The organism is Pseudomonas sp. TE3728, from assembly GCF_056279145.1.
Genome location: NZ_JBWBQT010000001.1, coordinates 4,642,753 through 4,669,713 on the forward strand (window position 1 = coordinate 4,642,753; position 26,961 = coordinate 4,669,713).

At 61.4% G+C, this 26,961-nt stretch carries 23 protein-coding genes; 4 read left to right on the forward strand and 19 right to left on the reverse strand.

Features of this window, described 5'->3' with window-relative positions; genetic code table 11:
• Positions 1 to 311 precede the first annotated feature (311 nt).
• The 3 genes from gltB to hemE all read left to right on the forward strand — a co-directional run bounded on the left by gltB (position 312) and on the right by hemE (position 7,520).
• On the forward strand, positions 312 to 4,757 hold the full coding sequence (gltB, locus tag ACZ89R_RS20365) for a glutamate synthase large subunit (RefSeq protein WP_429544779.1): 4,446 nt from the start codon (positions 312 to 314) through the stop codon (positions 4,755 to 4,757).
• A 33-nt stretch (positions 4,758 to 4,790) separates the two neighbouring features.
• On the forward strand, positions 4,791 to 6,209 hold the full coding sequence (locus ACZ89R_RS20370) for an FAD-dependent oxidoreductase (RefSeq protein WP_105340576.1): 1,419 nt from the start codon (positions 4,791 to 4,793) through the stop codon (positions 6,207 to 6,209).
• A 243-nt stretch (positions 6,210 to 6,452) separates the two neighbouring features.
• Positions 6,453 to 7,520: a uroporphyrinogen decarboxylase gene (gene hemE, locus ACZ89R_RS20375; RefSeq protein ID WP_429544778.1), complete on the forward strand. Its 1,068-nt coding sequence runs from the start codon at positions 6,453 to 6,455 to the stop codon at positions 7,518 to 7,520.
• A 134-nt stretch (positions 7,521 to 7,654) separates the two neighbouring features.
• On the opposite strand, the gene ACZ89R_RS20380 is transcribed toward hemE, so the two are convergent.
• Positions 7,655 to 8,896 carry an MFS transporter gene (locus ACZ89R_RS20380; RefSeq protein WP_429547831.1) on the reverse strand — a complete coding sequence of 414 codons (1,242 nt, stop codon included), beginning with the start codon at positions 8,894 to 8,896 and terminating at the stop codon, positions 7,655 to 7,657.
• Positions 8,897 to 9,048: 152 nt separating this feature from the next.
• Between ACZ89R_RS20380 and ACZ89R_RS20385 the strand changes: the two genes are divergently transcribed.
• Positions 9,049 to 9,945, forward strand: coding sequence for a LysR family transcriptional regulator (locus ACZ89R_RS20385; protein WP_429544777.1), 897 nt, complete (start codon positions 9,049 to 9,051; stop codon positions 9,943 to 9,945).
• A gap of 165 nt (positions 9,946 to 10,110) precedes the next feature.
• Here ACZ89R_RS20385 and ACZ89R_RS20390 read toward each other — a convergent pair whose 3' ends face one another.
• The 18 genes from ACZ89R_RS20390 to ACZ89R_RS20475 all read right to left on the reverse strand — a co-directional run bounded on the left by ACZ89R_RS20390 (position 10,111) and on the right by ACZ89R_RS20475 (position 26,958).
• Entirely contained in the window at positions 10,111 to 10,557 is a 447-nt protein-coding gene (locus tag ACZ89R_RS20390; protein WP_429544776.1) for an excinuclease, read from the reverse strand.
• Between the two features lie 29 nt (positions 10,558 to 10,586).
• Positions 10,587 to 11,813: a beta-ketoacyl-ACP synthase gene (locus tag ACZ89R_RS20395; RefSeq protein WP_123499924.1), complete on the reverse strand. Its 1,227-nt coding sequence runs from the start codon at positions 11,811 to 11,813 to the stop codon at positions 10,587 to 10,589.
• Entirely contained in the window at positions 11,813 to 12,541 is a 729-nt protein-coding gene (gene fabG, locus ACZ89R_RS20400) for a 3-oxoacyl-ACP reductase FabG (protein WP_429544775.1), read from the reverse strand. Before fabG ends, ACZ89R_RS20395 begins: the two co-directional genes overlap by 1 nt.
• Entirely contained in the window at positions 12,541 to 12,999 is a 459-nt protein-coding gene (locus ACZ89R_RS20405) for a hotdog family protein (RefSeq protein ID WP_429544774.1), read from the reverse strand. The genes fabG and ACZ89R_RS20405 overlap by 1 nt, the downstream gene beginning before the upstream one ends.
• On the reverse strand, positions 12,996 to 14,192 hold the full coding sequence (locus ACZ89R_RS20410; RefSeq protein WP_429544773.1) for a beta-ketoacyl-[acyl-carrier-protein] synthase family protein: 1,197 nt from the start codon (positions 14,190 to 14,192) through the stop codon (positions 12,996 to 12,998). The genes ACZ89R_RS20405 and ACZ89R_RS20410 overlap by 4 nt, the downstream gene beginning before the upstream one ends.
• On the reverse strand, positions 14,189 to 14,671 hold the full coding sequence (locus ACZ89R_RS20415) for a hypothetical protein (protein WP_429544772.1): 483 nt from the start codon (positions 14,669 to 14,671) through the stop codon (positions 14,189 to 14,191). The genes ACZ89R_RS20410 and ACZ89R_RS20415 overlap by 4 nt, the downstream gene beginning before the upstream one ends.
• Entirely contained in the window at positions 14,671 to 15,396 is a 726-nt protein-coding gene (locus tag ACZ89R_RS20420; RefSeq protein ID WP_429544771.1) for a class I SAM-dependent methyltransferase, read from the reverse strand. The genes ACZ89R_RS20415 and ACZ89R_RS20420 overlap by 1 nt, the downstream gene beginning before the upstream one ends.
• Positions 15,393 to 16,640 (reverse strand): NAD(P)/FAD-dependent oxidoreductase, encoded by a 1,248-nt coding sequence (locus ACZ89R_RS20425; protein WP_429544770.1) that lies wholly within the window; start codon positions 16,638 to 16,640, stop codon positions 15,393 to 15,395. The genes ACZ89R_RS20420 and ACZ89R_RS20425 overlap by 4 nt, the downstream gene beginning before the upstream one ends.
• Positions 16,627 to 17,787, reverse strand: coding sequence for a sodium:proton antiporter (locus ACZ89R_RS20430; RefSeq protein WP_429544769.1), 1,161 nt, complete (start codon positions 17,785 to 17,787; stop codon positions 16,627 to 16,629). The genes ACZ89R_RS20425 and ACZ89R_RS20430 overlap by 14 nt, the downstream gene beginning before the upstream one ends.
• Positions 17,784 to 20,123 (reverse strand): MMPL family transporter, encoded by a 2,340-nt coding sequence (locus ACZ89R_RS20435; RefSeq protein WP_429544768.1) that lies wholly within the window; start codon positions 20,121 to 20,123, stop codon positions 17,784 to 17,786. Before ACZ89R_RS20435 ends, ACZ89R_RS20430 begins: the two co-directional genes overlap by 4 nt.
• Positions 20,107 to 20,709, reverse strand: coding sequence for an outer membrane lipoprotein carrier protein LolA (locus tag ACZ89R_RS20440; protein ID WP_429544767.1), 603 nt, complete (start codon positions 20,707 to 20,709; stop codon positions 20,107 to 20,109). Before ACZ89R_RS20440 ends, ACZ89R_RS20435 begins: the two co-directional genes overlap by 17 nt.
• Positions 20,706 to 21,131 carry an acyl-CoA thioesterase gene (locus ACZ89R_RS20445; RefSeq protein ID WP_007903171.1) on the reverse strand — a complete coding sequence of 142 codons (426 nt, stop codon included), beginning with the start codon at positions 21,129 to 21,131 and terminating at the stop codon, positions 20,706 to 20,708. The genes ACZ89R_RS20440 and ACZ89R_RS20445 overlap by 4 nt, the downstream gene beginning before the upstream one ends.
• Positions 21,124 to 22,668 carry an HAL/PAL/TAL family ammonia-lyase gene (locus tag ACZ89R_RS20450; protein ID WP_429544766.1) on the reverse strand — a complete coding sequence of 515 codons (1,545 nt, stop codon included), beginning with the start codon at positions 22,666 to 22,668 and terminating at the stop codon, positions 21,124 to 21,126. The genes ACZ89R_RS20445 and ACZ89R_RS20450 overlap by 8 nt, the downstream gene beginning before the upstream one ends.
• Positions 22,649 to 23,596 carry an LpxL/LpxP family acyltransferase gene (locus ACZ89R_RS20455; RefSeq protein WP_218397078.1) on the reverse strand — a complete coding sequence of 316 codons (948 nt, stop codon included), beginning with the start codon at positions 23,594 to 23,596 and terminating at the stop codon, positions 22,649 to 22,651. The genes ACZ89R_RS20450 and ACZ89R_RS20455 overlap by 20 nt, the downstream gene beginning before the upstream one ends.
• A complete protein-coding gene (locus tag ACZ89R_RS20460) occupies positions 23,593 to 24,327 on the reverse strand; it encodes a glycosyltransferase family 2 protein (protein WP_123499899.1) in 735 nt (244 codons plus the stop codon). The genes ACZ89R_RS20455 and ACZ89R_RS20460 overlap by 4 nt, the downstream gene beginning before the upstream one ends.
• 155 nt (positions 24,328 to 24,482) lie before the next feature.
• Positions 24,483 to 26,165 (reverse strand): ApeI family dehydratase, encoded by a 1,683-nt coding sequence (locus ACZ89R_RS20465; RefSeq protein ID WP_429544765.1) that lies wholly within the window; start codon positions 26,163 to 26,165, stop codon positions 24,483 to 24,485.
• Entirely contained in the window at positions 26,162 to 26,707 is a 546-nt protein-coding gene (locus tag ACZ89R_RS20470; RefSeq protein ID WP_429544764.1) for a COG4648 family protein, read from the reverse strand. The genes ACZ89R_RS20465 and ACZ89R_RS20470 overlap by 4 nt, the downstream gene beginning before the upstream one ends.
• Positions 26,704 to 26,958 carry an acyl carrier protein gene (locus ACZ89R_RS20475; RefSeq protein WP_007903178.1) on the reverse strand — a complete coding sequence of 85 codons (255 nt, stop codon included), beginning with the start codon at positions 26,956 to 26,958 and terminating at the stop codon, positions 26,704 to 26,706. The genes ACZ89R_RS20470 and ACZ89R_RS20475 overlap by 4 nt, the downstream gene beginning before the upstream one ends.
• Positions 26,959 to 26,961 lie beyond the last annotated feature (3 nt).

Below are 26,961 nucleotides of genomic sequence, written 5' to 3' on the forward strand. Positions count from 1 at the left end.
TCAAAATTTCTGCAAGCGCATGCCGCCTCTCCAGGCCGCGTGCCTTGTGGTGTCTGCGTCACAGTGGTCTTTGAGTCGTTGCGGTCAAAATTAAAAAAGTTTTGACTAGCACAGCATATCGCTTTAAACCTTTCACAAATGCGACATGGATTTGCGACATTTCGTCGTCAAATTTGTGAGCCTCTATGTCGGTGTGTACAATGACCTCCCTTTTGCCCCCGCAAAGCTGGCGTACGTTCGGCGTGGATGGTAACTGGCTGAATTGAAAAGAAATTTGCCTCGATAAGAGGCAGCCTGGTGAGAAAGTGTCTATGAAAGCAGGTCTGTACCAACCAGATGAATTCAAGGATAACTGCGGTTTCGGCCTGATAGCCCATATGCAGGGCGAGCCCAGTCATACCCTTTTGCAAACGGCCATTGAGGCCCTGACCTGCATGACCCACCGCGGTGGGATCAACGCCGACGGCAAGACCGGTGACGGTTGCGGTCTGCTGATTCAAAAGCCGGATGTATTCCTGCGTGCGATTGCCCAGGAAACCTTCGGCGTCGAACTGCCCAAGCAATATGCGGTGGGCATGGTCTTCTTCAACCAGGACCCGGTGAAAGCCGAAGCCGCTCGCGAGAACATGAACCGCGAGATCCTGGCCGAAGGCCTGCAACTGGTCGGCTGGCGCAAAGTGCCGATCGACACCAGCGTCCTCGGCCGCCTGGCCCTTGAGCGCCTGCCGCAAATCGAGCAGGTCTACATCGGCGGTGAAGGCCTGAGCGATCAGGACATGGCGATCAAGCTGTTCAGCGCCCGTCGTCGTTCGTCCGTGGCCAACGCCGCCGACGTCGATCACTACATCTGCAGCTTTTCCCACAAGACCATCATTTATAAAGGCCTGATGATGCCGGCGGATTTGACCGCCTTCTATCCAGACCTGAGCGACCAGCGCCTGCAAACCGCAATCTGCGTGTTCCACCAGCGCTTCTCCACCAACACCTTGCCGAAATGGCCGCTGGCTCAGCCGTTCCGCTTCCTCGCCCACAACGGCGAGATCAACACCATCACCGGCAACCGCAACTGGGCTCAGGCCCGTCGCACCAAGTTCACCAATGATCTGATGGATCTGGAAGAACTCGGCCCGCTGGTCAACCGTGTCGGTTCCGACTCCTCCAGCATGGACAACATGCTCGAGCTGATGGTCACCGGTGGCATCGACCTGTTCCGTGGCGTGCGGATGATCATTCCGCCTGCGTGGCAGAACGTCGAAACCATGGACCCGGATCTGCGGGCGTTCTACGAATATAACTCGATGCACATGGAACCGTGGGACGGCCCGGCCGGCGTGGTAATGACTGACGGTCGTTACGCGGTGTGCCTGCTCGACCGTAACGGTCTGCGTCCTGCGCGTTGGGTCACCACCAAGAACGGCTTCATTACCCTGGCCTCGGAAATCGGTGTCTGGAACTACCAGCCTGAAGACGTGATTGCCAAGGGTCGTGTCGGCCCTGGCCAGATCTTTGCCGTGGACACCGAAACCGGTCAGATCCTCGACACCGATGCCATCGACAACCGCTTGAAGTCCCGTCATCCGTACAAGCAATGGCTGCGCAAGAATGCCCTGCGCATCCAGGCGACCATGGAAGACAACGACCATGGTTCGGCGTTCTACGACGTCGATCAACTCAAGCAGTACATGAAGATGTATCAGGTCACGTTCGAAGAGCGCGACCAGGTGCTGCGTCCGCTCGGCGAACAAGGCTACGAAGCCGTTGGCTCGATGGGCGATGACACGCCGATGGCCGTGCTGTCCCAGCGTGTGCGTACGCCGTACGACTATTTCCGTCAGCAGTTCGCGCAGGTCACCAACCCGCCGATCGACCCGCTGCGTGAAGCCATCGTCATGTCGCTGGAAATCTGCCTCGGTGCCGAGCGCAATATTTTCCAAGAGTCGCCGGAACACGCCTCACGCGTGATCCTCAGCTCGCCGGTCATTTCCCCGGCCAAGTGGCGCTCGCTGATGAACCTCGATCGTCCGGGCTTCGAACGCCAGATCATCGACCTCAACTACGACGAGAGCGTCGGCCTCGAAGCCGCAGTGCGCAATGTTGCCGATCAGGCTGAAGAAGCCGTTCGCGCCGGTCGCACCCAGATCGTGCTGAGTGACCGTCACATCGCCCCGGGCAAGTTGCCGATCCACGCTTCGCTGGCGACCGGTGCGGTGCATCACCGCCTGACCGAAAAAGGCCTGCGGTGCGACTCCAACATCCTGGTGGAAACCGCCACTGCTCGCGACCCGCATCACTTCGCGGTACTGATCGGTTTCGGCGCCTCGGCGGTCTATCCGTTCCTGGCCTACGAAGTGCTGGGCGATCTGATCCGCACCGGTGAGGTGCTGGGCGACCTCTATGAGGTGTTCAAGAACTACCGTAAAGGCATCACCAAAGGCCTGCTGAAGATCCTGTCGAAGATGGGCATCTCCACCATCGCCTCGTACCGCGGTGCGCAACTGTTCGAAGCCATCGGCCTGTCCGAAGAAGTCTGCGACCTGAGCTTCCGTGGCGTACCAAGCCGCATCAAGGGCGCGCGTTTCGTCGACATCGAAGCCGAGCAGAAAGCCCTGGCGGCCGAAGCCTGGAGCCCGCGCAAGCCGATCCAGCAAGGCGGCCTGCTGAAGTTCGTCCACGGTGGCGAATATCACGCCTACAACCCGGACGTGGTCAGCACCCTGCAAGCCGCTGTGCAGCAGGGCGACTACAGCAAGTTCAAGGAATACACGGCGCTGGTGGACAACCGTCCGGTGTCGATGATCCGCGACCTGTTCAAGGTCAAGACCCTGGACACGCCGCTGGACATCAGCGAGATCGAGCCGTTGGAATCGGTGCTCAAGCGCTTTGACTCCGCGGGCATCTCTTTGGGCGCATTGTCGCCGGAAGCTCACGAAGCCCTGGCCGAAGCCATGAACCGCCTCGGTGCGCGTTCCAACTCCGGCGAAGGCGGCGAAGACCCGGCGCGCTACGGCACCATCAAGAGCTCGAAAATCAAGCAGGTCGCCACTGGCCGTTTCGGTGTAACCCCGGAATATCTGGTCAACGCTGAAGTGCTGCAGATCAAGGTCGCTCAGGGCGCCAAGCCCGGCGAAGGTGGTCAGCTGCCTGGCGGCAAGGTCAATGGTCTGATCGCCAAGCTGCGCTATGCAGTGCCGGGCGTGACCCTGATTTCGCCTCCGCCGCACCACGACATCTATTCGATCGAAGACTTGTCGCAGCTGATTTTCGACCTGAAACAAGTCAACCCGAAGGCGCTGGTCTCGGTGAAGCTGGTTGCAGAAGCCGGCGTCGGCACCATCGCTGCCGGTGTGGCCAAGGCCTACGCGGACTTGATCACCATCTCCGGCTACGACGGTGGCACCGGTGCATCGCCGCTGACCTCGATCAAATACGCGGGCGCACCGTGGGAACTCGGCCTGGCCGAAACTCACCAGACCCTGCGTGGCAACGACCTGCGCGGCAAGGTCCGGGTGCAGACCGACGGCGGCCTGAAAACCGGCCTCGACGTGATCAAAGCAGCGATCCTCGGCGCTGAGAGCTTCGGCTTCGGCACCGCGCCAATGATCGCCCTGGGCTGCAAATACCTGCGTATCTGCCACCTGAACAACTGCGCCACCGGCGTCGCGACTCAAAACGAGAAGCTGCGCAAGGATCACTACATCGGTACCGTCGACATGGTGGTGAATTTCTTCACCTACGTCGCCGAAGAAACCCGTGAGTGGCTGGCCAAGCTGGGCGTGCGCTCCCTCGAAGAGCTGATCGGCCGTACCGATCTGCTGGAAATCCTCGAAGGCCAGACCGCCAAGCAGAATCACCTGGACCTGACCCCGTTGCTGGGCAGCGATCACATCCCGGCAGACAAGCCTCAGTTCTGCCAGGTCGACCGCAACCCGCCGTTCGACAAAGGCCTGCTGGCCGAGCAGATGGTCGATCTGGCCACCTCGGCCATCAACGACATGAGCGGCGCCGATTTCGCCCTGGATATCTGCAACTGCGACCGTTCCATCGGCGCGCGGATCTCCGGTGAAATCGCTCGCAAGCATGGCAACCAGGGCATGGCCAACGCGCCGATCACCTTCCGCTTCAAAGGCACGGCGGGTCAGAGCTTCGGTGTGTGGAACGCCGGCGGCCTGAACATGTACCTGGAAGGCGATGCCAACGACTACGTCGGCAAGGGCATGACCGGCGGCAAGCTGGTCATCGTTCCGCCGAAGGGCAGTATCTACAAGACTCAGGACAGCGCCATCATCGGCAACACCTGCCTGTATGGCGCCACCGGGGGCAAGCTGTTCGCCGCCGGTACCGCGGGCGAGCGTTTCGCGGTGCGTAACTCCGGTGCTCACACTGTCGTGGAAGGCACTGGCGATCACTGCTGCGAGTACATGACCGGTGGTTTTGTCTGCGTATTGGGCAAGACTGGCTACAACTTCGGCTCAGGCATGACCGGCGGTTTCGCCTACGTGCTCGACCAGGACAACACCTTCGTTGACCGGGTCAACCACGAACTGGTGGAAATCCAGCGGATCAGCGGTGAGGCGATGGAAGCCTATCGCAGCCACCTGCAACGCGTGCTGAACGAATACGTCGAGGAAACCGACAGCGAGTGGGGTCGTAACCTCGCTGAAAACCTCGATGACTATCTGCGTCGTTTCTGGCTGGTCAAGCCCAAGGCTGCCAACCTGAAATCGTTGCTTTCCAGCACCCGTGCCAACCCGCAGTGATATGCGCCTGAAGAGTTTGATGAGGTTTTAACAATGGCTGAACGTCTGAATAACGACTTCCAGTTCATCGATGTCGGGCGCAAAGATCCGAAGAAGAAACTGTTGCGTCAACGCAAGAAAGAGTTCGTGGAAATCTACGAACCGTTCAAACCCCAGCAGTCGGCCGACCAGGCCCACCGCTGCCTGGGTTGCGGTAACCCGTATTGCGAATGGAAGTGCCCGGTGCACAACTTCATTCCCAACTGGCTGAAACTGGTGGCCGAGGGCAACATCCTGCAGGCCGCCGAGCTGTCGCACCAGACCAACACTCTGCCGGAAGTCTGCGGCCGGGTGTGTCCTCAGGATCGTCTGTGTGAGGGGGCCTGCACCCTCAACGACGGTTTTGGTGCGGTGACCATCGGCTCGGTCGAGAAGTACATCACCGATACCGCGTTCGCCATGGGCTGGCGCCCGGACATGTCCAAGGTCAAACCGACCGGCAAGCGTGTTGCGGTGATCGGCGCGGGCCCTGCCGGCCTGGGCTGTGCCGACGTGCTGGTACGTGGCGGCGTGACCCCGGTGGTGTTCGACAAGAACCCGGAAATCGGCGGTCTGCTGACCTTCGGCATCCCCGAGTTCAAGCTGGAAAAGACCGTGCTGAGCAATCGCCGCGAAGTCTTCACCGGCATGGGCATCGAGTTCCGCCTGAACACCGAAGTGGGCAAGGACGTGACCATCGAGCAACTGCTCGAAGAATACGATGCCGTGTTCATGGGCATGGGTACCTACACCTACATGAAGGGCGGTTTTGCCGGTGAAGATCTACCGGGCGTGTATGACGCGCTGGATTTCCTGATCGCCAACGTCAACCGCAACCTGGGCTTTGAAAAGTCGCCGGAAGATTTCGTCGACATGAAAGGCAAGAAGGTCGTGGTGCTGGGCGGTGGCGACACGGCGATGGACTGCAACCGTACTTCGATCCGTCAGGGCGCCAAGTCGGTGACCTGTGCGTATCGTCGTGACGAAGCGAACATGCCGGGCTCGCGCAAAGAGGTGAAGAACGCCAAGGAAGAAGGCGTGAAATTCCTCTACAACCGCCAGCCGATCGCGATCGTCGGTGAAGACCGTGTCGAAGGCGTGAAAGTGGTCGAGACCCGTCTCGGCGAACCGGACGCCCGTGGCCGTCGCAGCCCTGAGCCGATCCCGGGCTCCGAAGAGATCATCCCGGCCGACGCCGTGGTCATCGCCTTCGGTTTCCGTCCAAGCCCGGCATCATGGTTCGAACAGTTCAGCATCCAGACCGACAGCCAAGGCCGCGTCGTAGCGCCGGAACAAGGCCAGTACAAACACCAGACCAGCAACCCGAAAATCTTCGCCGGTGGCGACATGGTGCGCGGTTCCGACCTGGTGGTAACGGCGATCTTCGAAGGCCGCAATGCGGCTGAAGGGATCCTGGATTACTTGGGCGTCTGACCTCGACCTGACATGCAGTAACCCTGTGGGAGCTGGCCTGCCAGCGATAGCATCACCTCGGTCTGACTGACACACCGAGGTGGCCGCATCGCTGGCAGGCCAGCTCCCACATTGGTTTTGGGGTGTTGCGAAGAAGGAGTTCCCCCGCGACAAATTGACCCGATAGACAAAAGGCTGACCTGCAACCGTGCCTTTTGCGTCGCGCTCTGAGAAAATGCCCGCACTTTTTTTCCGGATGCCGACATGACTGCCCTGAAGAACGACCGTTTCCTTCGCGCCCTGCTCAAGCAACCCGTAGACGTCACCCCTGTGTGGATGATGCGTCAGGCCGGTCGCTACCTGCCTGAATACCGCGCCAGCCGTGCCAAGGTCGGTGACTTCATGAGCCTGTGCATGAACCCGGCGTTCGCTTGCGAAGTCACGATGCAGCCGCTCGACCGCTATCCGCAGCTGGACGCGGCGATCCTGTTCTCCGACATCCTCACCATCCCGGACGCCATGGGTCAAGGCCTGTACTTCGAAACCGGTGAAGGTCCGCGCTTCAAGAAAGTCATCAGCACCCTGGCTGACATTGAAGCCCTGCCGATTCCTGATCCGCACAAAGACCTCGGCTACGTCATGGATGCGGTCAGCACCATCCGTCGTGAACTGAACGGCCGCGTGCCGCTGATTGGCTTCTCCGGCAGCCCATGGACGTTGGCCACCTACATGGTCGAAGGCGGTTCGTCGAAAGACTTCCGCAAGACCAAGGCCATGCTCTACGACAACCCGCAAGCCATGCATTTGCTGCTGGATAAACTCGCGCAATCAGTCACCAGCTACCTCAACGGCCAGATCATGGCCGGCGCGCAAGCGGTGCAGATCTTCGACACCTGGGGCGGCAACCTCTCCGCAGCGGCCTACCAGGAATTCTCCCTGGCCTACATGCGCAAAATCGTCAGCGGCCTGATCCGCGAGCACGAAGGCCGCAAAGTTCCGGTCATCCTGTTCACCAAGAACGGTGGCCTGTGGCTGGAAAGCATCGCTGACGCTGGCGCGGATGCGCTGGGCCTGGACTGGACCTGCGACATTGGTGAAGCCCGCCAGCGCGTCGGCAACAAAGTCGCCCTGCAAGGCAACATGGACCCGACCGTGCTCTACGCCAAGCCAGAAGCCATCCGCGCCGAAGTTGGTCGCATTCTCGCCAGCTACGGCAAGGGCAGCGGCCACGTGTTCAACCTCGGTCATGGCATCACCCCGGAAGTCGATCCGGAACATGCTGGCGCCTTCCTGCGCGCAGTGCATGAACTGTCGGCGCAGTATCACGAGTGATCGTGGCCCGATAAAAAACGCCCGGCTTATGCCGGGCGTTTTTATTTAACGATCAAAAGATCGCAGCCTTCGGCAGCTCCTACGGATGTACAGCGATCCATGTAGGAGCTGCCGAAGGCTGCGATCTTTTGCTTTTAAGCTTTCACATCACCCAACGGCGGCAACTTCGCCAGCTTCAATGCCACCAACAGCGCAATCACCAACAACCCGCCAATAAACAACCCGATCCCGTTCCAGCCACCCAAGTGCCAGGCCACGCCCCCGGCAGTACCGGCAATACTCGACCCGGCGTAATAGCTGAACAGGTACAGCGACGACGCCTGTCCTCTGGCCTTGATCGCTCGGCGACCAATCCAGCTACTGGCCACTGAATGCGCGCCGAAGAAGCCAAAGGTGAAGATCAGCATGCCGATGATCACCACCGGCAACGGCGTGAGCATGGTCATGGCGAGGCCAGCGATCATTAGCACGATGGTTGCCCAGAGCACTTTGCGCCGGCCGAGCTGGTCGGCCAGGGCGCCGATTTTCGCCGAGCTGTAGATGCCCGACAGGTACACCACCGAGAGCAGCCCGACGAAGGCCTGATCCATGTGATACGGCTCGGCCAGCAAGCGATAGCCGATGTAGTTGAACAGCGTGACAAACGCACCCATCAGCACGAACGCCTCAAGGAACAGCAGTGGTAGGCCGGCATCGCGAAAGTGCATGGTGAAGCCGTCGAGCAGGCTGCGCGGATGCAACGAGCGGGCGCGGAAGTTGCGCGACTCGGGAAGGATCTTCCAGAACACCGCTGCGGCAATCAGCGCCAGGCCACCGATGACCAGCATCGCCGTGTGCCAGCTGACGAAGTCGATCAATACCCCGACGATCAACCGCCCACACATGCCGCCGATGGCATTGCCGGCGATGTACAAACCCATGGCCAGGCCAAGGTGCTGTGGGTGGATCTCTTCGCTCAGGTAAGTCATCGCCACCGCCGCCAGACCGCTCAACGACAACCCCACCAGCGCCCGCATCACCAGCACGCCTTGCCAGCTCGGGATCATTGCGCTGGCCATGGTGCAGAGAGCGGCGGCGAACAGCGCGGCGACCATCACCGGTTTACGCCCGATGCGATCAGAGATGGGGCCGGTGATCAGCAAGCCAATGGCGAGCATGCCGGTGGCGACCGACAGGATCAGGCTGCTCTGCGCAGCATTGATGGAAAATTCGTGGGACAGCAGCGGCATCATCGGCTGCACGCAATACAGCAGGGCAAAGGTCGCGAAGCCGCCCGAGAACAGCGCCAGCACCGTGCGCATGAACATCGGCGTGCCTTTTTCGATGTAGATCTCGCTTCGCTCGGTGACGACATCATCCAGCGCAGTGGGCGGAATTTCATGGGCGAGTGGGGCGACAGCAGTTTTCACTTCGAACCTCGGAGGGCGCAGCCCGGTCAGGCAATGGAAAAATCATATAGCCGGCTAATGTTTCTATCCAATATATTGTTCGACCTGTTTGATAGGTTTAGCGACCTAATGGAGTTCACATGGAATTGCGTCACCTGCGCTACTTCATTGCCGTCGCCGAAGAATTGCATTTCGGCCGCGCCGCCCAGGTGCTGGGCATCTCGCAACCGCCGCTGAGCCAGCAGATTCAGGCGCTGGAGCAGGAGGTCGGCGCGCGGCTTTTCGAGCGTACCAATCGTCGGGTCGAGCTCAGTGAGGCGGGGCGGTTGTTCCTGGAAGAGGCGCGGTTGGTGCTGGCTCAGGTCGACAAAGCGGCCGATGTTGCACGGCGGGCACAACTCGGTGAGTTGGGTGAACTGAAGATCGGCTTCACCTCGTCGGCACCGTTCAACACGACCATTCCCCAGGCGATCTTTTCGTTTCGCCAGCGCTTCCCGGCGGTGCATCTCAACCTGCGGGAAATGAGCAGCACCCAGGTCGCCGATGCGTTGGTGGATGAGTCGATTGAAGTCGGGATCATGCGGCCGCTTGGGCTGCCGGACTCGCTCAGCGTGGTGGAACTGATGCGTGAGCCTTTGGTGGCGGTGCTCAGTTCGAAGCATCCGTTAGTCACCGATAGCGAACAGGGCCTGTTTCTCTCAGCCTTGGCCCTCGAACCGTTCGTATTTTTCCCACGCAGCTATGGCAGTGGTTTGTATGCACAGCTGCTCAGCCTGGCGCGGGATGCCGGTTTCAGCCCGCACTTTGCCCAAGAGGCTGGCGAGGCGATGACGATTATCGGGTTGGTGGCGGCAGGTTTGGGAGTGTCGGTGTTGCCGGCGTCGTATCAGCGGATGCGTATTGATGGTGTTGTCTATCGGCCGTTACTGGATCCGGAAGCGGTGTCGGCAGTGTGGCTGGTGCAGCGCAAGGATCAGAAGTCGCCGATGGCCAAGGCGTTTGTGGAGTTGTTGACGCGTAAGGTTGAGGGGATGTGATCAACTTCTAAAAGATCGCAGCCTGCGGCAGCTCCTACGCCGATCTATGTAGGAGCTGCCGAAGGCTGCGATCTTTTGATCATGATGTTCAAGGCACTGCGCCAGCCCCCAAGCATCAACGCAATCGGTAAACCTGAACGTGTCGCGGCTAGTCCGCGTCAGGGGTTACTGAACCTTCGCCAAATCCCCTTTCAGCGCAACGCCCGCCATGAGCGCCCCAGCGTGGCACTCATAGGTCTTGGCATCCTTGCGCTCATTTTTCTTGTAGAAGCTGACGATGTTGGTCACGGCGTTGGCGCCGGCGTTTTTCGCTGCCTGGTGCAGGCTGATGATTGCCGATTGCGCGACCCATTCGCAGGCCACTTCGTCAGACTTGTTGAAGGCGTTGGTTTTCTTGTTGGTTACAGCGCCGGCGCTGAGGACGGTGACGTTGCCAGTCGGTGTATTGCCTGCCAGGTAGAACTTCACGCTGCCATCGATTTTGCCGGCGCGGGTTGCTTCGGCGACGGCTTTGTCAAAAGGCAGATACACCGCGGTGTCACGGGCCTGGCTGATGCTCGGCAATGCGCAGATCAGCAGAGCGGTGGCTGCAGCGAGTTTCTTGAAGTGCATGGAGGTCTCCTTGACCCTGAGTTATTCGATTACGACCAGCGGCGGAAAATCAACGAGGTGTTGACCCCACCAAAAGCGAAATTGTTGTTCATCACGTACTCGTTGCTCATCTGCCGGAATTCACCGCGCAGGTAGTCGAGCTTGCCGCATTGCGGATCGACCTCATCGAGGTTGAAGGTGTGTACGTACTGGTCGCGGTTCATCATTTCGATGCTGAACCAGGACTCCAGCGCGCCGCAGGCTCCCAAGGTGTGACCGAGGAAACTCTTCTGCGAACTGATTGGCATGTGTTCGCCGAACAACGCGCTGGTGGCCAGTGTTTCGGCAATGTCGCCCTGTTCTGTAGCGGTGCCGTGACCGTTCACGTAGCCGATGTCGGAAGGCTGCAGCCCGGCGTCTTCCAGTGCCAGCTCCATGGCTCGGCGCATGGTGAGCTGTTCCGGGCGGGTGGCGTGCTGGCCGTCGGCGTTGCTACCGAAACCGACGATCTCGGCGTGGATGCGGGCGCCGCGCGCCAGGGCGTGTTCGAGCTCTTCGAGCACCAGCATGCCGCCGCCTTCACCGATCACCAGGCCATCGCGGTCGGTGTCGTAGGGGCGAGGGCTGGTTTGCGGGGCGTCGTTTTTCAGGCTGGTGGCGTAGAGCGCATCGAACACCATGGCTTCGGTCGGGCACAGCTCTTCGGCGCCGCCGGCGAGCATCAGCGGCAGGCGGCCGAACTTGATTGATTCGTAGGCGTAACCGATGCCTTGGCTACCGCTGGTACAGGCACTGGAGGTCGGGATCAGTCGGCCGGTGAGGCCGAAGAAAATGCTGACATTGGCCGCTGTGGTGTGCGGCATCATCCGTACGTAGGAGTTGGCGTTCAAACCTTCGGCCACCGAGTTGAGCAGCATATTGCCGAACGCCTTGATCTCGTCGGTGCTGCCGGTGGACGAGCCGCAGGAGACGCCCATGCGCCCGTCCTTGATCGACTCGTCACCCAGCAGCCCGGCGTCCGCCAACGCTTGCTCAGCAGCACCAACAGCGAGCCGCGAGACGCGGCCCATGCTGCGCAGTTGTTTGCGGGTCCAGTGGCCCGGCACTTTGAAGTCATCGATCGGCCCGGCCAGGCGTGTGCTGAGTTCGGTAAAACGATCCCACTCGTCCATGCGGCGGATGCCGCTGCGGTTGGCGGCGAAGTTGGCGGCGATGGTGTCCCAGTCGCTGCCCAGTGAGGTAATGCCGGCCATGCCGGTGACGACAACGCGCTTCATCAGCACAGGCCTCCATTGACGGCCAGAACCTGCCGGGTGATGTACGACGCTTCCGCCGACATCAGGAAATTAACTGCACCAGCCACCTCTTCCGGGGTGCCCATGCGTTGTGCGGGGATCATTTTCATCAGTTCTTCCACCGGCACGTTTTCGTCGAGCATCGCCGTGTCGATCAGGCCGGGTGCGACACAGTTGACGGTGATTTTGCGCTTGCCCAGTTCGATCGCCAACGCCTTGGCTGCGCCGATCAGACCAGCCTTGGACGCGCTGTAATTGACTTGCCCGCGATTGCCGATCAACCCGGAAACCGAAGTGATGCAGACAATCCGCCCGGCGGCGCGACGACGGATCATCGGCATCATTACCGGGTGCAGCACGTTGTAGAAACCGTCGAGGTTGGTGCGCATCACCAGATCCCAATCCTCCTCGCTCAGGGCCGGGAAAGCACCGTCGCGGGTCAGGCCGGCGTTGAGCACCACGCCATAATAGGCGCCGTGGGCTTCGACGTCGGCTTCGAGAACAGCTTTGCAACGGGCACGGTCGGACACGTCGAATTGCAGGATGCGCGCGTTGCGGCCCAAGGCCTCGATTTCGGCCTTGACGGCTTCGGCGTCCGCAAGGCCGCTGCGGCAGTGCAGCACGATGTCATGCCCGGCCCGGGCCAGACGCAACGCGATGGCGCGGCCGATACCACGGCTGGAGCCGGTGACCAGTACGGATTCAGTCATCACTCGACTCCTTGGGGTTCATGAAGATAGTGCGCGGCCTGGGGCGGGCGAAACACGTTCAGCCGGGCGGTGGCGTGGATGCCGGGGGCAGTGAGGTGGCATTCGAACACACCCATGCCATTGTCGTCTTCCAGCGAGCGTATCCCATGAATGGTCAACTCGGTGCCGGCGGGGAAGTGTTCCACGTTGCATTCGAATTTACGGGTGCCGAGCAGGAAACCCAGTTCCACTGCATTGCCTTTCTGGCGCGCATGGCAGCCGGCGTACGCGGCGACGCTCTGGGCCATCAGTTCGATGCCGACCCAGGCCGGCAGGCTGCCGTCGGGGCGATTGAACAGGCCGCCGGGTTTGACGGTGAGTCGGGTGTGAATCTGCTCGTCATCGAACGACAGGATTTGCTCAATGAGGATCATGTCGCCAGCGTGGGGCAGCAGTTCGGCGAGCGGCCAGGTAATCATGGAGCGTCTCCGATAATCAGGCTGACGTTATTGCCACCGAAGGCAAAGGAATTGCTCATCAGGTAGCGAGGTGCAATGGACGTCAGGTGGTCAGTCGGGGTCACCCAACGCAGGGCCGGCAATTCGGGGTCGGGCTGGCCGTCCCAGACGTGGGGCGGCAGGGCGTGCTCGCGGTTGTCCGCACTCAGGCTCAACCAGCAGAACGCCGCTTCCAGCGCACCGGCAGCGCCGAGGGTATGGCCGGTCATCGGTTTGGTCGATGAGCAGGGCACGCCTTGCGGGAATAGCGTCGTCACGGCCAGGCTTTCCATGGCGTCGTTGTGTTGCGTGGCGGTGCCGTGCAGGTTCAGGTAACAGATCTGCTGCGGTTGCAGCCCTGCGCGGCTCAAGGCTTTGCGCATCGCTTGCAGGGCGCCACGGCCGGTCGGTTCCGGCGCGGAAATATGGTGTGCATCAGAGCTGGCGCCACTGCCCAGCAGGGCAATCGGTTGGCGGTTGCCAGCGTTTTTGCTCATCAGAAACAGCACCGCCGCTTCGCCAATGTTGATGCCGTTGCGGTTGGCCGAAAACGGATTGCAGCGCTGCTCGGACACCGCTTCCAGGGCCGAGAAACCGTTGAGAGTCAGCTTGCACAAGCTGTCGACACCGCCGCACAACACGGCGTCGCACATGCCCAGATCGAGCAGTCGTTGGGCGCTCATCAGCGCACGGGCGCTGGAGGTGCAGGCGGTGGAAATCACATAGGCCGGGCCGCTCAATTGCAGCCAGTCGGCGAGAAACGTCGCCGGTGCGCCGAGTTCCTGTTGCTGATAGTCATAGTCGGCGGGGAACTGATGCTCGCGGATGTAATGGGCCAGACCGCTGCTGGCCTCGTGAATGCCCGAGGTGCTGGTGCCCAGAATGACGCCGATACGGTCGCGGCCGTAAGTCTGGATTGCTTGCTCGATGTCTTCGCGAATTTGCAGCGCAGCCTCCAGCAGCAATTGATTGTTGCGACTGCTTTGATGCGCCAGCTCAGGCGGAATCGGCGCCAGCTCGCCGCGCACCGCCGCCACCGGCAGCGAGCGTTCCGCCACCCAGCCGGCCTCGCTGCGCATGCCCGAGCAATCGCCGGCAAACAGGTTGCGGGCGACTTCCTGCTTGTCGCGGCCCAGGGCGCAGATTACCCCGAGGGCGTTCAGATAAGCTGTCATGGCGTGTGCTCGCCTAACGGAGTGACGCGATAGTGCAGGCCTTGGGATACGTTCAATTCAAAGCTCAGTGGTTGTGAATAGCGGATGTTCCAGCGTGGTGACAAGGATCGTTGCCCGCCATCCTGCCGGGCGGCGGGATAGTTGCGATGCAACTCGCCCGCAGGGGTCAACGCAAACAACAAGGCGGCGAACAGCTCCCGGGCTTCCGGATTGGGCGGCAGCAGACCGTCGGCCTGCCACTGGCCATCGATCAGTTTCTGCCGTGCCACGGGAATTCCCAAAGGGTCCATCATCGACCAGCGAATGCCCGGGCCTTCACGCTGGATCACCAGCAGCCAGTCCTGACGCTGTTCGGCCATCTGCCGTTCGATGTGCAGTTGCAGCGGCAACGCCAGGTTCGGGGTTCGCTCGGGCAGCGGTGCCTGGCTGGCGCAAGCGCTCAGCAACAGGACACAACCCAGAAGCAGGAAACGGATCATCAGGCACACCCTTCAAGAGGCTTGCGCGCGACTACATTGACCAGGGTTTCTTCCCGTTGGCCAAAGGGTTTTGGCTGGCGCAAGCCGAAGCGTTCGAGCAGGCCGAAATCCTTGGCGCGACTCCACCACAAGTAAGGGTAAGACACGTTCTGCGGGCCGAATTCAAAACCCTGCCGACGAATCATGTCCAGGTAGCCGGCGGCGCTTTTCTGCACGTGCATCGGGTGGCGGAACAGCCAGCGAATCACCCACGTATCAATGTAAGCCTCGGTGGACTCGGCGAACAGCAAATAGCCGCCCGGCTTGAGCACCCGATAGAACTCGGCCAGGGCCTGATCCTGCTCGACAAGGTGATGGAAGGTCTGATGACAGAACAGCAGATCGACGCTGGCGTCCGGCACGTTGATGCTCGCGCAGTCACTGCCGATCAGTTCTACATCCATGCCCTGACGAGTCGCTTCTTCACCGCTCAGGTTCAGGCTGTGAGGATCGGCATCCAGCCCGATCAGGCGTTGAGGCGCGAAGGTCTGGCGCAGGTACTGGAACGACTTGCCCTGGCCGCAACCGGCATCCAGCAATACCGGGTTGGTGGGCAATGGCGCGCTGAACAGGTCGCGCAAATCATTGATCGCCACTCGCAATACATGGTGCTGCCAGGTGTGACTGCGCAGAAACCAGAAACCGAAACGGGTTTCTTCGACGTAGTTGTCGCTCAAGTAACTCATGTCGGTTCCTGTGCGCACAGGTCCGAGATCATCCGCAGCCGACGTTTGGGTTCGCTGACGAACGGGTTGCGTTCATCCCAGGCGTAACCCGCGAGGATCGAGCTGATCATGCGGCGGATTTCCGCTGCGCCGCCCTGATAGAAAATCACATCCTGAAAGGTCCCGGCGTACCAGCCTTCGACGTAGCAACGGAAGGTGTCGACGCCGCGCTTGAGCGGTTCGGCGAATTCGGTCTGCCAGTTGATGCTTTCACCTTGCAGTTGGCGGTGCAGCACCCCGGCGGCCATGCTCGCCGAACGCATGGCGATGGTCACACCGGAAGAGAACACCGGGTCGAGAAACTCCGCCGCGTTGCCTAACAGGGCGAAACCAGGGCCGTGCAGGGTTTTGACGTTGGCCGAATAACCGCCGATGGTCCGTGCGGGCGTATCCCACACGGCATTGTTCAGCACACCGGCCAGGCTTGGGGTTTCAGCAATGAAGCCGCGCAGGCAGTCGTCCAGATTCTCGGTGCGGCCTTTGAAGTGTTCGGCGGCTGCCACCACGCCCACCGAGCAACGGCCGTTGCTGAACGGTATGGTCCAGAACCAGATATCACGCTGGGTCGGATGGGTGGTGATGAGGATTTTCTCCCGGTCGAAAGCCGGGCTGTCGATACAGTCTTCGACGTGGGTGAACACGGCCTGGCGCACCGGGAAGTTCGACGGTGCTTCAAGGTCCAGCAAGCGCTGCAGCACGCGACCGTAGCCGCTGGCATCGAGCACGAAGTCGGCTTCGACGCGGTATTGGCTGCCGTCTTCGCGAAGTACGTCGAGCTGCGGTTTCGCCAGGCTGAAATCGGCGCTGACGATGGCTTCGCCGTAACGGACATCGACACCTTGCAGCTCAGCCTGATCGGCCAGCAGCTTGTCGAAGTCGGCGCGCTGGACCTGGAACGTCGTCGGCTTGCCATTGGTGAACGTGTCGCCGAAATCGAAGGTGCTGTACTGATCGCCCCAAGCGAACGCCGCACCGTTTTTGCGCTGGAAACCAGCCGCATTGACCGCCTCGAGCATGCCGGCTTCTTCGACAAAATCCAGGCAGTGGGACAGCAGGCTTTCACCGATGGAAAACCGTGGGAAATGCTGACGCTCGATCATCAGCACATCATGGCCTTTACGCTTGAGCAGCGCGGCGGCGATGGCGCCCGAGGGGCCGGCGCCGATCACCAGTACCTGACGACGTTCCATTTCAACTGTTGGCACGGGTGCTCCTTGCCGGGGCGGCGATGTTCAAAGGGATTCGGTGCATGCCGGCCAATGCCGGCAGCAGGGTTGCGATCAGGCCCATCAACATCAGCGCGAAATACAGCGCCGGGCTGATGAGCTGTTGTTGCAGCAGCAGGTTGAGAAAGACGATCTCGCTCAAGCCGCGAATATTCAGTAAAAGGCTTTCCCGCCAGCGGCTGGCACCTTCAAACGAGGCGCCAGCCCAGCCGAGGCCCAGCCAGTTGCCCAACAGTTTGCTGGCGATTGGCAACAGCAGGAGCGCGGCCAGTTGCACGCCGCTGAGACTATCGATGGCGCTGTGCACGTTGATCTGCACGATACCGAACGTGAGGATCAGCGGGATGGCGATCCAGGTCTGCAAACGGCTCATCCACGCCGCCGACAATGGCAGCACCAATGGCACCTTGAGCGCGGCCATGCACAGCAGATAGCCGATACCGAAAATCAGCGCATTGAGTTTGAAGTGTTCGGCGATAACCAGCAGCGCGAAGAAGCAGCCGCTGTACAGCAACGGTTGGCGCAACCCGAGCAGGCGCAGCAACAACGGCAGACAGGCGCCGGCCAGCGGCAGCAAAAGGCTACTCAGGTGTAGGCTGCCCTGGGCGAACGCGAACAGGGTCCAGCAGGTCAGGTCGATCAGGATCGCGGTTTGCACCAGACGCCGGGTGGCGGCGGGCGGGTAGTTGATGTGTCGCAGGTACAGATACAACACCGGAATTGCGGTGATGGCGAACAGTAGACCGACCGCCAGCGAGCTGATCCACGGCTGCGGCGGCAACAGCCAGAACGCTGTCGCCAGCCCGCAGGCGAACGGAATACAGAAACTCGGCAGGGCGATTTTCAGGCTCTGGCGTTCCAGGCGCAGGTCGATCACGTCGCTGAGAATGTGCCCCAGCAGCAAGGCAAAACTCAGGCTGTAGAGGTTCTTCAGCCAGCCCGGCGAAATCAGGTCGACGCCGCTGAGGTGCCAGCCCGGTTCGATCCAGAAATACATCAACAAGGGCAGGCCAAAGGTCGCCAGCAGCAACTGGCTGACGATCGGAATCAGACCGAAATGACGACCGACACGGGTGGCCACGGAGAACAACACCAGGGCCATCATCCAGAACACCGCAACCATCATGCTGCCGGCTCCGTAACTGGGGCGGCATGGATTTGGCGTCCGGCCCACGGCGCCAGGATGAAACTGAACGCCAGGCCGAGGCTCACCGACAGGCCGAAGTTGCTCACCGCCGGCGTGCTGGACACCGCCAGCAGGCCGAACGACAGCCAAGTGGTCACCGCTGCCAGCAAGGTGCCCAGCAGACTCGCCGCGGCGCCTCCGATCTGTTCGCGCATGAGGATCGCGTAATCGACGCTGATCGCCGTCACCAGCAACAGGCCAAACAGGCTGAACAATGTCAGCGGCTGACCGAGCCAACCGAGGCTTGCCAGGCTGCACAGGGCCGCCAGCAACGGCAGGGAGACGATTCGCAGCGCGCCACCGAAACCGAATGGCAGGATCAGCACCAGCACGATCAACACGCAGGAGGCGAGTTTCAATTCAGCGGCGCTGATTTGAGTGGCGGCGAAAACCTGGTTCAGTTCGCCGAGGCGATCCACCAGTTCCACACCCGGCAAGTCCAGCGCCTGAACCCGCAACAGCGTGGGATTGTTCAAGCCTTGCAGGCTGACCATCGCCGCCACGCCGTCATCGGTCGGCCCCAGCCACAGGGTGCGGTAGGGCTCGGCCAATGGACCGGCCAGCGCTGTGTCGATGTCTTCGGTGGGCAGCGCCTGCAACGTAGCCAGCTCGGCCTGCAACGCGGCGGCCGGCACGCCGAGGTCGAGCAACGGTTGCCAGAACTGCGGCAGCTTGTTCAGTGCTTCACGCACTTTGCGCTGTTCGCTCGGTTGGCTGACCAGTTGATTGAGCGACAGATAGCCCTGGAGTTTTTCCAGATTGACCAGTTGATCCAGACGCTCGCTCAGTGCCGTCAGGCGTTCGAGCAACGCCTGCTGATTGGCCGCGCGCACCAGGAAAAACTGGCTGGTAGGTTGATAGCCGGTGATGCGTGCAATGGTCTGGGCTTCGTCAGTCAGTTGCTGCGGTGTGCCGACCCATTGGCGAATGTCGTTTTTGCTCTGCAACTGCAACAGACCGCCGACACAGAAGGCGATCAGCAGTGCCAGCAGGACCGGCGTGCGCAAGTATTTCAGCAATGACTCACGCAGCTCCAGCAACTTCTCGGCGATGCGCATCGGCCATTGCGCTGGCCGCAGATCCACGCCCTTGAGCAGCGCCGGCAACAGGCACACTGCCGACAGGTAGGCGCCAAGCAGGCCTGCGGCGGAGAACACGGCAATTTGGGTCAGGGCCGGGAACGGTGTCCAGGCCAGGGCCAGGTAGCCGATGCAGCTGGTGATCAGGCTCAGGGTCAGCCCCGGTAGGGTCAGGCGTAACGCCGGCCAGCTGTGCCAGGGTTTCAGGCTCCAGCTTTTCGAGAGGTAATGCAGTGGGTAATCCACCGCCACGCCGATCAGGCTTGAGCCCAGCACCAGCGTCATCACATGCATGTGGCCGAACAGCGCCACGCAGGCCACAGCACCGAACAACATGCCCACCAGCACCGGGACGAACGCCAGCAACACCCGCCAACGCCGGAAGGCCAGCAACAGCAGCAACAGAATCCCGACCGTGGCGCCGCCGCCGACCCAGGTCATTTCCCGCGCGGCTTGCCGTTGACCGCTGGCGGCGTACAACAGGCCGCTGGCGGCGAGCAGTTGCACATCCGCCTGGGCGGCTTCTTCGCGACTGTGTTGGAGCAGGTCAGCCACTTGCAGCGGCAGGTTCATGTCGAACGCGTTGCCGGCGGTTCGCGCCCGCAGCATCACCCAACTTTTACCGTCGGCATCGGCAACCAGCGTACCGCTGCCGATGTCCAGTTGCACCGAGCCGTGTTGTGGCTGGCTGTTCTGGATGCGGCCGGTCAGGCCGAGCCAGTCGTCCTGGCCCGGCACCAGGCTGAAGCCGGTGAACGGGTCGAACAGGGCTTGTACCCGTTGCTGGATAAAGGCGTCAGGGTGCTCGATGAGTTGCTGCCGGTCGGCCGCGGACAGCATCGCCAGTCGGCCTTGCAGCAATTGGCTGCGCAATGCGGGCAAGTCGGCTTGCAGGTTCCACTGGACCTTTTCGAAGACGCCGCTGGCCTGCCATTGCTCGCCAAGTTTTTGCGCCATGGCGATGGCTTGCTGGCGGTCTTGATGGCCGACCAGCACCAGCATTTCCCGGTTCAGCGGTTCTTGCATGCGTTGTTCGGCGCGCAGTTCCAGCGCGTCCGGCGCGGTGCCTGGCACCAGTTCCATCAGGTTCGCCGACAGCGGTGCACCGTCACGCCATTGCCAGCCGGCGAGCGCGAGCACCGCCAACAGCAGGACCAGAAACAGCCGCGGGAGCATCCGTTCACTCGGCAAAGTCATGTTGCTCCGCATCGCTCAATGGTTGTGCGCTGGTGCTGTCCTGCATGCGCAACAGGGTTCGGTCACCCTGGGTTTCGAGCAGCTCGATGCTGTGCACCAGTTCGCTGCCGTCAATGTTGATCTGATTGAACACCTGCTTGAGCAGCATCGAACGTGGGATCAGGGTCAGCTTCCAGCGCTGTGCATCGCCGCTCAGCGAAAGCTCGAAATCCCGTTGCAGGCCGCTGCTGTCGCCTTGCAGCACCGCGAGGAACAAGCGGTTCTGTTCGGCGCCGGCACTCTTGTTCGGCAGCATTTGCCAGCCGCTGGCATCACGCCGGGCAATGCCTTTGTCGCTGATGCGGTAGTCCTGTTGCAGCGGGGTTTTCAGCAGCCAGAGCAGGCCATGGTTTTTTGCCAGAACGAAGGTGCCCTTGCTGGTCAGCGGCTGGGGCAGGGCGCGCAGGTGTTTTTCCTGGATAAAGCTGCCGTGGATCACATCGGGTTTGGCCAGTTGATCGCTGAGCTGTTGCAGATCGAAGGCCTGCGCCAATGATGAGAGCCCGAGCAACGCTAAAGCGCCAAGGCATTTGAACAGCGAATTCATGGCAGCATCCTTTCAACCGCATCGGTGAACACTTTCGGTGACGCCAGCTGCATTTCACGGCTGCTCATGTCGACGGCGACCTGCACGGAACAGGCGCGGGTCAGGCGTTCGCCGGTGGCCAGATCGCTGATCAGGTAATTGATCTTCAGGCGGTTTTCCCACTCCACCAAGCTGGCGCGCACATTCAGCTTCTGGCCGAACACCGCGCCGCGCACATAGCGCAGCTGCAAGTCGATCACCGGCCACGCGTAACCCGATGCCACCATGGCGTCATAGTTGTGGCCGATCCTGTCCAGCAGCGCACAGCGGGCGACTTCCAGGTATTTGACGTAATGGCCGTGCCAGACCACGTTCATGGTGTCGACGTCAAAGAACGGTACGAGGATTTCCGTGTCGGTGTGCAGCACTCCCTTGCTACGCATGCAGCCTCCAGTGTTGTTCGGCGATGCGCTGCAGGCACAGGCGCAATTCACCTTCCAGGGCACGGTCTTCGATGACCGGCGGGAAGTCCTTGGCCAACTCTTCGTGCATCGCGGCCAGGGCCGATGGCAGTGGCCGCGCATCTTCAGCCTGGCCGCGTAGCCAGACGCCCTGATTGGCGGCCAGCAGCGTGGCGGCGGCGACCTGTTCGGTCAGCTCCAGCACGCGGATGGCGTCGCGGGCGGCGATGGTGCCCATGCTGACCTTGTCCTGGTTGTGGCACTCGGTGGAGCGCGAGAAGACGCTGGCCGGCATGGTGTTTTTCAGGGCTTCGGCGGTCCAGGCGCTGGTGCCGATCTGCACCGCCTTGAAGCCGTGATTGAGCATCGCGCGATCGGCGGTGGCGCCAGACAGGTTGCTTGGCAAGCCATGGTTGTAACGCTCGTCCACCAGCAGCGCGAGCTGGCGGTCGAGCAAGTCGGCGACGTTCGCCACCAGGGTTTTCAGACTGTCCATGGCGAACGCGATATGGCCGCCGTAGAAGTGCCCGCCGTGCAGCACGCGTTCGGCTTCGGCGTCGATGATCGGGTTGTCGTTGGCGCTGTTGAGTTCGATCTCGATGAACGAGCGCAGCCAGTTCAGGCTGTCGGCCAATACACCGAGCACGTGCGGCGCACAACGCAGGGAATAGCGGTCTTGCAGGCGATGCAGCGGCGCAGTCGGCGCATCGATCGCCAGATCCTTGCGCAACCACGCAGCGACTTGCATCTGCCCCGGATGCGGTTTGGCGGCGAACAGACGCTCGTCGAAGTGCTCCGGGTTGCCCTGCAACGCGACCACGTTCAGCGCGGTAATGCGCGTGGCCAGTTGCAACAGGTAATCGGCGCGGGCGTAAGCCAGGCAAGCGAGGCCGGTCATCACGGCGGTGCCGTTCATCAGCGCCAGCGCTTCTTTGGGGCGCAATACCAGCGGTTCCCAGCCCAGTTCGCTGTGTACGTCGGCGGCTTGTCGACGCTCGCCACGGAACATCACTTCGCGCTCGCCGGACAAGGTCGCGGCGACGTAGGACAGCGGTGTCAGATCACCGCTGGCGCCCACTGAACCTTCTTCCGGAATCAGCGGCAGAATGTCGTGTTCGAGGAAGGCTTGCAGGCGCTCCAGCAGTTCCACGCGTACTCCGGAAACGCCTTGGCAAAGCGATTGCAAACGCGCCGCCAGCACCGCGCGGGTGGCTTGGGCGTCGAGCAGTTTGCCCAGGCCGCAACCGTGGAAGGTATACAGATGACGGGGCAGGGCTTCGACGTGGTGCAGCGGCACCGCCACCACACAGGAATCGCCATAACCGGTGGTCACGCCATAAATCACGCCTTCCTTGTCCAACAGGGAATCAAGGAATTGCGGGCCCTTGGCGATGCGCTGGCGAAACTCGGGGTCGCCCTGCAACTGCGTCGGCACCTGACGGTTGGCCAGGGCCAACACGTCTTCGATGCGCAAAGGGAGTTCGCCGAAGGTTACCGGCTCAAGCGTTGGCGTCGTCATCGGTCTTCCAGAAAGGGTAAAAGTTGAACCATTGTTGGGGTGCTTCGAGGCAATAGTGACCCAGGCGTTCGGCGTAGCGGGAGGCCCACTGATGAATGACCTGTTCGCGGTCGCTGCGTTTCCACACGATGGCGTCGGCGAACGGTTCGAGGGTCAGTCGATAGTCGCCAGTGGGTTTCTTCAGGCACAGCATCAGGTTGATCGGGCATTTCAGCAGGCCTGCCAGCAACCATGGGCCCTGAGGGAACGCGGCCTGATGACCGAGGAAATCCACGCTCACGCTACGCCCGCCATGCAGCGGCACGCGGTCGCCAGCAATCGCCAGCCATTCGCCGCGCTCCAGGCGTTCATGCAGTTGCAGCATGATCACCGGGTCCAGCTCGCTGACCTGAATCAGCCGCAGATTGGTCGCCCCGGCTTCGCCCAGCAGACGGTTGAATTGTTCGGCGTGCTTGGTGTGCACCAGCACGTTCATGGTGACTTTCTCACCGATCTCGGCCAGCGCCCGGCAGACTTCGAGATTGCCCAAGTGCGCGCCTACCAGCATTTGCCCGCGTGTGCCGCGCAGTTTATTGCGCAGCAGCGCCGGGTCGATGATTTCGATTTGATCGATGCTCAGCTTGCCGTTCCACACATCGAGTTTGTCGAGCATGGAATCGGCGAAGGCCATGAACTGGCCAAACACCCGCCAATGGGTCGGGCGCAATTCGCTACGACCGCTCCAGTCGGCAAGCCGCTGCTGGTATTGCCAGGCGCTTTGGCGGGCGCTGCGTCCGAACAGGAAAAAGTACAGCACGATGCCGTACAGCAGCGGGCTCAGCAGTCGGCGACCCAAGACTTTTGCGCAAAGCGCAGTGAACTTCATCAACCAGAAGCTGCCGCGCTCCTGGCGGTCGGCCCAGTGTTGTTTGTCTGCGTTGTCGCTCATGCTCGCCACCGTCGCCAGAGGATTACCGGTGCGCGCAGCAACATGCCGAAGAACAGCCGGGTGTGCATGCTCGAAATCAGTACGTTGTCGTGGAACAGACGGAAATGCGAGACGCCATCCAGAGGGTAATGAACCCTGGTTTTCAGCCACTGCATCGGCTGATTGCGCCAGGCCAGGCGCACCAGGATGTCGGAGTCGAAGTCCATGCGCTTGCCGATCCTGGCCGAGTCGATCAGTGCCAGGGTCGGTGGCAATGGGTAGACACGGAAGCCGCACATGGAGTCGCGAATCTGCAATGACAGGGTGTTGATCCAGACCATCACATGGGTCAGGTAGCGGGCGTATAAACGGCCCTTCGGCACGCTGGCGTCGTATTGCGGATAACCGCAAATCACCGCGTCGGGGTGGGCGCGTGAATGTTCGATGAAGACTTTAACGTCTTGCAGGTCGTGCTGGCCGTCGGCGTCCACCTGCAAGGCGTGGCTGAAGCCCAGGCGCGACGCTTCGCGCAAACCGGTCATCACCGCGCCGCCCTTGCCTTGATTGACGGTGAGCCTGATCAGGTAAACCCGGTCCCGCCGGGCCAGTTGGTCAAGCACCTTGGCGCAGGCAGGACTGCTGGCATCGTCCACCAGAATGCAGGGCAGGCCGCTGGCAAGCAGCGCATCGACCACGGCGGTGATTGCGGTTTCGTGGTTGTAGACCGGGATGATTGCGCAGGGGTTATGCATGATCAGAAACCTCCACAGAACCCTTGTTTTGAAGGCGCTTACTGTGGCGAGGGAGCTTGCTCCCGTTCGAGTGCGAAGCGCTCGCAATGAAGTCTGCGTTGGTTGATTTGGGGGCCGCTTCGCAGCCCAGCGGGAGCAAGCTCCCTCGCCACAGGTTATGCATCGCTTGACGCCTCCAGCAAAATCCGCCCACTGGAGCAGGTGGCGGTTTCATTGCGATAGGCGAAATACAATTTGCTGCGCGCCGAGTCGAAGCGCAGGTGCAACTGGATTTCATCACCGGGGCGTACCAGTTGCTGGAATTTCAGCACTTCCATACCGGAAAATTTTTCCGGCAGATCCATCAATTGCTGGCCCAGGCTCAATGCCCAATCCACCTGCACCACACCGGGCAATACCGGCGCTCGGGGAAAGTGGCCGCTGAAATACGCCAGGTCTGGCGGGACTGCCAGTTGCAGGCTCCACTCGCCATCGACTTCGAGCTGCTCCAGCACTTCCGGCGCTGTTGGACGGGGTGCCAGCAGCAAGGCTTCCACCTCGGCCTGGGGCAGTTTGCCTTGCGCGTTCAGCGGTAGCTGCCGCAACAAGCGCCAGCGGCGTGGCAGGGCCAGCGTTTCACAATGTTGACTCAGGTGCTGACGCAAGGCTTGAGTCAGGCTGCGTCGACCCTGATTGCGCAAGGCACGCAGGCCTCGCTCGCTGAGTACCAGCAGCGCCCCTAATGAAGCGCGGTTTTCCTGAACCACACCGAGGCGCGCTTCGGCGACCCAGTCGTGAGCCATCAGTGCTTGTTCAAGCATCGGTAGCGAAATACGTTTTTCTTCCAGTTTGACGATTCGGTCCAGCCGACCCAACAGCTCGAAACGGCCGTCGGCGGCGATGCGCGCGGCATCGGCGGTGTGTTCAATATGGCCGGCCGGCAAGTACGGTGAGGCGATAAGCAGGGCGCCATCGCTGTCCTGGCTCAGCGTAACATCGGCGAAGGGCTGCCAGAGATGCTGGCCCTGACGCCAGGCGATGCCGCCGGTTTCCGAACTGCCGAAGATTTCTGTCGGCCATTGTTGCAGGCGCTCATGCAGGCTTTGCGCCGCTTCGGCGGGTAACGCGCCACCAGAGGAAAACACTCGGCGCACCGCGCTCAGCGCTGACCAGTCGAGGTTGTCGCCCATGCGCTTGAGCAGCGCCGGGCTGGCGACCCAGGCGAAGGCCGGGTGTTCGCGGCTGGCGCGCTGCAAGTCTTCCGGGAAGGCCAATTGCTTGCGGACGAACGAGCGCCCGGCGCACAACGGCCACAGCACCCGAAACAGCAACCCGTAGATGTGCTGCGTGGCAACGCTGCCGATGATGCAGGCCTCGCCCAGATCTGCGCCCCACAGGTGCTCCAGCGCTTCGACTTCATTGGCCAATTGGCGCAGGGTTTTGTCGATACGCTTGGGTTCACCACTGGAACCGGAGGTGCACAGGCTCAGTTGACAGCAATCCAGATCCAGCGGGTTGGCCGGCAGCGGTGGATGCCGATAATCGCTCAGGTGCGCGTCGGTAGCCTGATCGGTCAGCCACAGATCGACCTCGGTCGACCAGCGCTGGCGCGTCTGCGCTTGCAGGTCGGCGGGCAGCAGTACGCTGACCCCGGCACGCCAGGCGCCGAGCAGGGCAATGGCCAGGTCGGCAGCGTCTTCAAGGTGCACGGCGATGCGCTGTACGCCTTGCACTTGCAGGCCGGCAGCCAGGCTCAGGGCCTGTTCGCACAATTGCGCATGATTCAACGCCGGTTCGACCGTCACGGCACGGTCCGGCTGAGCCTTGAGCAACAGTTGCTCAAGTGTTATCCAATTCATGGGCGGCCTCTTACCCGTTGTCGTATCAGCCATTCAATGGCAAACATCAGGCCGATCAATCCATAGGAGATCAGGCCGGTGTACAACATCCACCAACTCAGCGGCGCCCAAAGGGTCAGGGCAGCGGCGCACAAGCCGTTGCAGAGAAAAAACACGCTCCAGGCAATCGTCACCTGGCGGGTGTAGCGAATGGCCCTGGCCGGCAACTCCGGCTCTCGCAGACGGGCCAGACGTTCAATCATCGGCGGGCCATATTTCAGGCTCAGGCCGAACAGCGCCAGCATGAACGCGCTGATCAGCACCGGGTACCAGCGCAGCATCACCGGGCTGTCGAACAGCGCCAGCAACAGGCAGAACGCGATGGCGACCACGGCCATCCACAGGCTGCCAGGCCGCCGCTCGCCAGTCAGCGCCCGCGCCAGCCACAGGCTACCCAGCAGCAGACCGAACTGCCACGGGGCAAAATGCTCCATGCCGAAATACACCGCAAAGGGGTACAACAGGCCTGCCAGCAGCAGGCCGAGGCCGATCAGTCGGCTCATGCGGCGGGTTGAACCAGGCGGTAGACCGCCTCGACCACGTCGCTGACGGTACGCACCGATTTGAATTCTTCGGCAGCGATTTTCTTGCCGGTCTGGCGTTTGATGTGATCGATCAGGTCGACCGCATCAATGCTGTCGATTTCCAGATCCTGATACAGGTTGGACCCCAGACTGATGCGCTCGGGCTCCAGCTCGAAGAGTTCGACCAGAGCATCGCGCAGGGTATTGAAAATATCGTCACGAGTTTGCATGGT